General features: G+C 39.7%; 2 protein-coding genes. Both read left to right on the top strand.

The genetic code is table 11. The features are described 5' to 3' along the window. Positions 1-9 precede the first annotated feature (9 nt). Positions 10-6,435: a LamG-like jellyroll fold domain-containing protein gene (locus tag J4051_RS18545; protein ID WP_208235380.1), complete on the top strand. Its 6,426-nt coding sequence runs from the start codon at positions 10-12 to the stop codon at positions 6,433-6,435. Positions 6,436-6,710: 275 nt separating this feature from the next. Beyond that, a complete protein-coding gene (locus tag J4051_RS18550) occupies positions 6,711-7,472 on the top strand; it encodes a hypothetical protein (protein WP_208235381.1) in 762 nt (253 codons plus the stop codon). Positions 7,473-7,921: the final 449 nt, after the last annotated feature.

The following is a 7,921-nucleotide window of genomic DNA, read 5'->3' on the forward strand; positions in this document are numbered from 1 at the left end:
TCTGATCCGTTGACCTACTCAACCCAAGGAACCCATGTCATCACCTGGATTTTTGACGATGGGAATGGAAACAGTATCAATGTCAATCAAAATGTAATTATTGATGACTTGACCGCGCCAGTTCCAAATGTGGCTACCTTACCAGCTGCAACCGGTGAATGTTCAGTGACTGTTGTGGCCCCTACAGCCACAGATAATTGTTCTGGAAACATTACTGGGACAACGATAAGCCCTTTAACTTACAGCTCACAAGGCACTTATACTATTGTTTGGACCTATAATGACGGAAATGGAAACATTTCAACACAAAATCAGACAGTTATTGTAGATGACGTCACTGCTCCAACTGCCACCTGCCAAAACCTATCCATAACCCTCGATGCGACTGGAAGTGCAAGCATTACTGCGGCAGAAATAGACAATGGCTCAACAGATAACTGTGGTATCCAGACCATGTTTTTGGACAAAACGGATTTTAATTGCTCCGATTTAGGGGCTAATACAGTCACCTTAACCGTTAGAGATTTTTCAGGAAATGAATCCACTTGTACAGCTACAGTAACTGTAGTTGACCCTGCTGAAAGCGCCAGCGTTAGCATTGTTTCAAACGATGCCAACAATGAGATTTGTATAGGAGAAAACTTGACTTTTACCGCAACGCCGACTAATGGCGGAACGGAACAGTATTACCAATGGTTTATAAATGGGGTTAGTGAAGGCACAACAACGTCTCCTACATTTACGCCAACTACTGCGCCAACAGGTGATTACAATATCATTGTACAGATGACAACTGATATTTCGGCTTGTGATCCTAAAGTAAGTAATACCCTATCTATAACGGTTCATCCATTGCCTACGGTTAGCGTGAGTTCTTCCGTTATTTGTTCTGATGACAACACTCAAACAGCATCACCTTCTACTGGCGGCAGTTGGATTAGTAACAATACAGGTGTTGCTACTATAGACAATAATGGTGCTATTACCCCAGTTGGACCAGGAACAGTGACTTTTACCTACACCAATACAGCTACAGGCTGTAGTAATACAACTACGTCAGTCACAATTAACCCTCCGCTTGTGGTCAATGCGCCTGCAACAATTTGTGTTAACGAAACAACCACGCTCTCTCCTGCTTCCGGCGGGACCTGGATTAGTAATGCTACTGGCATTGCAACCATCAATCCGAGTACAGGCGAAATTACTGGAGTTAGTGCCGGAAATGTAAGCTTTACATTTACCGATGCTAGTGGCTGTACTGCCACTACGAGTAGTGTTGAGGTGCTGGCTATTCCTGTAATAACTTCTGTTATCTCCTCTCCAAATACTGTTTGTGCAGGAGATCCAAGTATCTTAACAGCTAATGCTCAAGGGGCTGGTGGTAATAATCAAGTACTGATTAACTATGACTTTAATACTGGAAGTAATTATAACTCTCTTGACGGAAAAGAGGCTCCAGGTATTAATTCTACTATATCCAACGGTGACAATATGCCATTTTTAACTGGTGGTGGAACAGCAACTGGTGTTAATGCTTACACAAATAATAATATAGCCGGAAGCGCTTTAAGACAGCAAGACGATAGAGATGGTTGGTTCAGTGGCGATGATGAAGGTTATTGGATTTTTGACATTGCGGGAGCTAGCTTGAACACATATCAAGATTTCTCCATATACTTTCAAACTAGAAGAACGAACAGTAATGGTAGTAGAAAATATATTCATCTTTATTACAGAATAAATAATACTGGAAATTATGTCCATTTTTACACAGAATTAATCAACAACAACAACCAAGCTACACAATGGAAAGAGGTAACATCTCCAATTCCTGATTTAGCAAATAATCCGAATCGATTACAAATTGCAGTTCAAGTAACTGATGGATATAATCGTAATAACAATAGACCAGACATATTAATTGATAATTTTCAAGTGCAAGCTACGACCGTTGGCGAAACGTTTTTATATTCATGGACTAGTAATACGAGTCCAAATGATGGTTTGCCACCTGGAGCAGAGATACCCTCAAGTACAAATAACACTATCACTGTTAGACCAGAAACTACAACACAATACACAGTTTCAGTAACAAATGGAGAAGGTTGTCAAGAAACAGAAACAGTAGTAGTAAATGTATTTCCATCTCCAGAAATTATAATTAACGCCAACTATTGCCCTGAAGATCTTCCTGGCACACCACAGAATGAAAGTAATATGGTGCAATTGGTCGCGAGCTCATCAGTACCTATAACTAATTGGACATGGCTAACAACGCCTGAACAAACTGGCAATACAATCTATGTAGATATTGCAGGTACATATCAAGTTATTGGTGTCACAGCTAATGGCTGTTCTGAATCGGTTATTTTTAACGTTGCACAAGAACTTGTTGTTAATGGCGACTTTAGTGCTGGAAACACAGGATTCACTAGTGATTATACTTATCATGAGGATTTAAAAACTCCTCAAGAATGGGTACCACAATATGAAGGCGGAGATTGGTGGAATGGCTATTATTATTTTGGTGGTGAATTGTACGATGATTCGGGAACGAATGGATATTCAATTGTTACGAATGCAAATCATGTTCATTCAAATTTTTGGGGTTATGACCATACAAACAATACAACTGGTGATCGAAATTTTATGGCAGTAAACGGTCATGGTAACACCCTAGTTGTTTGGAAGCAACAAGTTACAGTTGAACCAAATACTCAGTATTATTTTTCAGCATGGGGTATGAGTTTAAACAATAGTAGTGAAACTGGACAATTAACATTTAATGTGGATGGAACTAACGTTGGTACCCAGCCTAGTTTGCCACGACGAGCTGAAAACAGTAATCCAGCATCCGATAATTGGACACGTTTTTACGGTAATTGGATATCTCCAGATGGCCCTGGACCAATGACCATTGATATCGAAATTAGGAACTTAAATCCGGCACTTGGTGGTAACGATTTTGGGATTGATGACATTTCTTTTGGAACATTATCAACATTCATTCGAATGACCTCTCCCCCTGGTGCAGATGCCCAAGTGATATGTCAAAATACGACCATTGACGAAATTGCGTATGACATTGGCGGAGGATTAACTGCGCCAAGCATTGAATGGTCTCTTAACGGTAGCACATCTTTAGGTATAGATGTTTTTCCTGATGGCCTTTCTTATACGTTTAATGGCTTATCTTATGTTATCAGTGGTACGCCATCAGTTTCTGGCAACTATACTTACGAAGTTAAAACAACTTCAGCTTGTGATGTGAAGAGCGCTGTTGGATCATTGACAATCAACCCTGAAGCAGTAGTCTCCATTACAACGCCTGATACAGTAGTTTGTCAGTCTCAAAACTCAATTCCATTAAGCACAACTTTAAGTGGTAGTGCCACTGGTGGTACCTGGACTACGAACGGTAGCGGAACTTTCACACCAAGCGTAACTGACCCGAATGCTACCTATAATTTTGGTTCTTCGGAAATAGGAGATATCACTTTAACATTCACCTCAAACAATCCTGACGGGCCGTGTGAAGCAACAGTTGAGACGTTAGATATAGAAATAACTCCTTATTTTGTAGCTTCTGCTGGACCAAACCTATCGACTGCAGATTGTGATACCAACACAGTGACCTTAGACGCAAACGATGTGACTGGTCAATGGACGGCTTCGCCTAACTCAGGGTATTTTTCGGATCCTACTGCCTATAATTCTACGTTTACAGGAGAAAGTGGAGAAACATATACACTTACATGGACTGCAACAAATACTGGTGTATGTACAGATAACACAACAGCTACAATGACAGTAACCATTCCTGATTGTGGTACTAATCTCGTATTTGAAGGTGATAACGAATATATCAGTTTTGGAGATCATTACGATTTGGATGGGTCGTTCAGTATTGAAGCCTGGATAAAACCTGCCAACCTTACAGGAACAAAAACGATCATTTCCAAACGAAATGGGACTGCGTTGACTAATGGCTATGATTTAAGTCTTGTTGAGAACAACTTACGTTTCCGTTTTAACGGAAGCGGAATAGCTGCTAACCAAAATATCACAAGTAACAGATGGCATCATGTAGCAGTCACTTATAATGGCACGAGCTATAGAATGTTTATAGATGGTTTTGTAGTGCGAACATCTACTGCAGGTGCCGCACCAATAACCAACTCAAACAAAGCGCTTATCGGTGCTATGGATAATACCGACAATTCACCAACCCATTATTTTAATGGTGTCATTGATGAAGTGCGTATCTGGAACAAAGCTTTAAGTGAGACACAAATCCGTGAGATGATGAATCAAGAAATTGAGGCTAATGGCACAAATGTTTCGGGGGTAGTTATACCTCAGGATATCGCAGGCTTACAATGGACGGATTTGAGTGGGTATTACCAAATGAATACAGGTCCGCAAACAAGCTTTGTTTCTGGAAGCATTCAGGATATCTCGAGTACACCGGTTCCTGGTAGGTTGAATGGAATGACTGACAATCAATTAGAATCAGCGCCCATTCCATATCGATCATCAGGAAATAGTGATTGGGATTCTGCAATTACTTGGTCAGCAACATCAGATCAGCAAGTGCCAAATACAAGAGCTGGTAACATTGTCCCTGGTTTGGCACAAACTTGGAATATTGTCAGAACCGAAAGCAACGTAACCGCAAACAGACCTGCTGGTTACCCTACCACGGCCAATCCTAACCAAACAACCGTTTTAGGTTTACATGTAGTGAGTGATCAATTAAATATTGGTAATTCAACCAGTCACCAACCACTATATGTCAATAAATATCTTAGATTAGATGGTACTTTAAAGTTGGTTGGCGAATCGCAACTAATACAACCTGAAGGAAGTATTGTAGATGCAGGGTCGGGTGATTTACAGCGTGACCAACAAGGGTCTGGTAGTTTATTTAATTATAACTATTGGGGAAGTCCGGTAAATGTTGACGGAGCCACGTATAACCTGAATGACATCTTATTTAAATCTACTGATCCGAATAATTTACAAACCATAACTTGGACAAGCGGTATTAATGCCAACAATGCGACAAATACAATGAGTAGCAGGTGGATTTATGAATATTCTGAAGGTCTTGACGGTGATCATTCAGCTTGGTTCCACAAAGGGGCAACAGGGAGTTTTAACCTTGGTTTAGGGTTTACCATGAAAGGTAGTGGTGCTGGTAACGGTTCATCCATGCAAAACTATACATTTGTGGGGCAACCTAATAATGGGACCATTACAAATACCGTAACGGCATCGGCAGGCACACAAAACCAAACTTTGGTTGGAAACCCTTATCCTTCGGCAATTGACGCACGTGAATTTATCAATGACAATATACCAGGATCTACAGGTTCAACAGAAAGTATTGATGGATCATTAACCTTCTGGAGACAATCCACCACCAACAATTCCCACTACTTAAGAGATTATGAAGGAGGTTATGCATCATTAAATTTGAGTGGAGGTACAGCGGCAACTGCATTTCCAGGAGATATAATAAGTGGGATAGGTGATGCGGGCAACTTGACTCCTGGGTATTTTATTCCTGTTGCACAAGGCTTTTTTGTGACGGCTGCAGATGACCAAGTAACTTCTAATGTGGTATTCAGAAACAGTCAGAGAGCTTTCAGAAAAGAATCACCGGGACAATCCATCTTTTTAAGAGGCAGTGAAAACCAAAAAAGAGCTACTGATTCTACAGGATATGAGAGCGACGATATGATACAAAGAGTCCGTTTAGCCTTTAAGACACCAGAGACTGCCATTAGACCATTGTTATTAGCTTTTACTCCTAATAACGACGCAACAGATGGCTTTGATTATGGTTATGATGCCCTAAACAGGGACGACTTCCCTAGTGATATGTCTTTTTTAATAGAAGGTAAAAAGTATATCATCCAAGGCGTAGGTGCCTTTGACATCAATAAGAAATATCCATTGGACATGACTTTGGGCATCACCGGTAATGTGGAGATTGCTTTGACAGATTTAGAGAATTTTGATGAAGCAATTGATGTCTATGTACATGATGGGTTACTGGATACCTACACGCGAATCAACACGGTTAGTTTCCAAACCAACTTGGAGGCGGGCAACTATAACGGACGTTTCTCCATCGTGTTCCAACCAGATACCACCTTGTCCACCATTGATCAGGACTTTAAGGATATCAGCGTGAAGTATCTGCAAAAAACGGATGAAATCTATGTGAAGACACCAGCAAGTATTGAAGTACGTCAACTTTATTTAATTAATATGGCTGGACAAGCCGTCAGATCATGGAACATGACCAATATGAATTTCGGACAGGAGTTTAAGATTCCGGTTAAGGACATTTCTGAAGGCAACTACATTCTACAAGTAGAAACCAACACGAACAGTTATCAAAAGAAAATCATTATTAAATTTTAATATCAATATTTAACCAACCAATTATTACCAATCGTCTATTCCCCAACTGGAATAGACGATTTTTTTTGTTCTTGATTTGGATTTTGGATACTTTCTATTTTTGATTAATTTCAAAGGTGATTCGTAGGGCTGAGAGAATTCCCATAGTGAAAAATACTATGATTTGTGTCTATTACCTTACATATAATTACGCTTCATCGTAAATGAATGTTTTTCACGGGTATAGCTCATTTATTTAATTATTTTAGGGCACCCCAAATCCCTAAATTATTGTTATGAAGAATTTAACCTACGTATGTTTGGCCTTTTTTTGCTATGTCACACTTACTGCGCAAACGGAAAACAAAAGCAACATTCAGCGCGTCCGTATTGATTTTAAAACCCCTGAAGGCTATGTACGCCACTTATTGTTGGGATTTACCCAAGATGGCAGTGCCACAGATGGTTTAGATTATGGCTATGATGCCCGCAAAAGAGATAAGCTGCATGATGACCTTAACTGGATGATTGATTCAGAACGCTTTATAATTCAAGGTGTAGGCCCCTTTAATGTATCGAAAAGATATCCCCTTGGCATGTTCCTAAAGAATTCTGGATCTATAGAAATTTCTTTGACCGCCCTCGAGCACTTTGACAACCCCATTTCAATATATATTTATGATGACTGGGAGAAAACGCACCATCATCTTAATGACGTCAGTTACAAAAAGATCATGGCCAGTGGTGTTTATTTAGATAGATTTTTTATGACCTTTACAAATAATCGGAAAGAAAGCTTGCTTTCTCAAAAGGACAATGCTTTAAATGACGTGTCCTTAAACTATTTCCACAACTCCAAAACCATGCATGTAAATACGCAAGGCATGCCACTCAATTTGAAGGTGTACACGCTTCAAGGCCAGCTGATCAGTTCGCATGCGTTAAGCAACCACTCTGAAGTGCATACTCTATCCATGTCACACCTTCAAAGCCAGGTGGTTTTAACGGTCTTGGAGTCTAATGAACATTCGCGCTATAATCGTATCTTAATTAATTGAGCTACACTAGCACTGGCTTTAGTATTCGATGAGAAAAGTTCTGGTTCAAATTCTTGAAAATTTTTGTGCCATTTCTGAGACCTCAAAATTGAAGTTGTAATGTATTTATAATTTGAATATAATTTGAAGGCTTTATGCCGTAGTTGATAATAATCGTCTATTCTTCAGTAAAAGGATAGGCGATTTTTTTTTATGGAACGGATAGAACGCGGGCCTGCCGGTCCGTTCAGGCGGGTGACCTTGATTTTTATTTAGACACTGATTACACAGATTACACGAATACTGCAAAACATCTAATCGTTAATAATTTATAGACAGATTGCCAGGATTTAAGTAAACTTCACAAACCCTTCAGAACCAAACCTCTCAGGTTTTGGAAACCTGAGAGGTTTTTTTATGGGAAAAAATTTAAAATTTTGAACAATCTAAACTTCTTCTCCTTTTAAAGG

This window comes from Gelidibacter pelagius (assembly GCF_017581925.1).
Lineage (GTDB): Bacteria > Bacteroidota > Bacteroidia > Flavobacteriales > Flavobacteriaceae > Gelidibacter > Gelidibacter pelagius.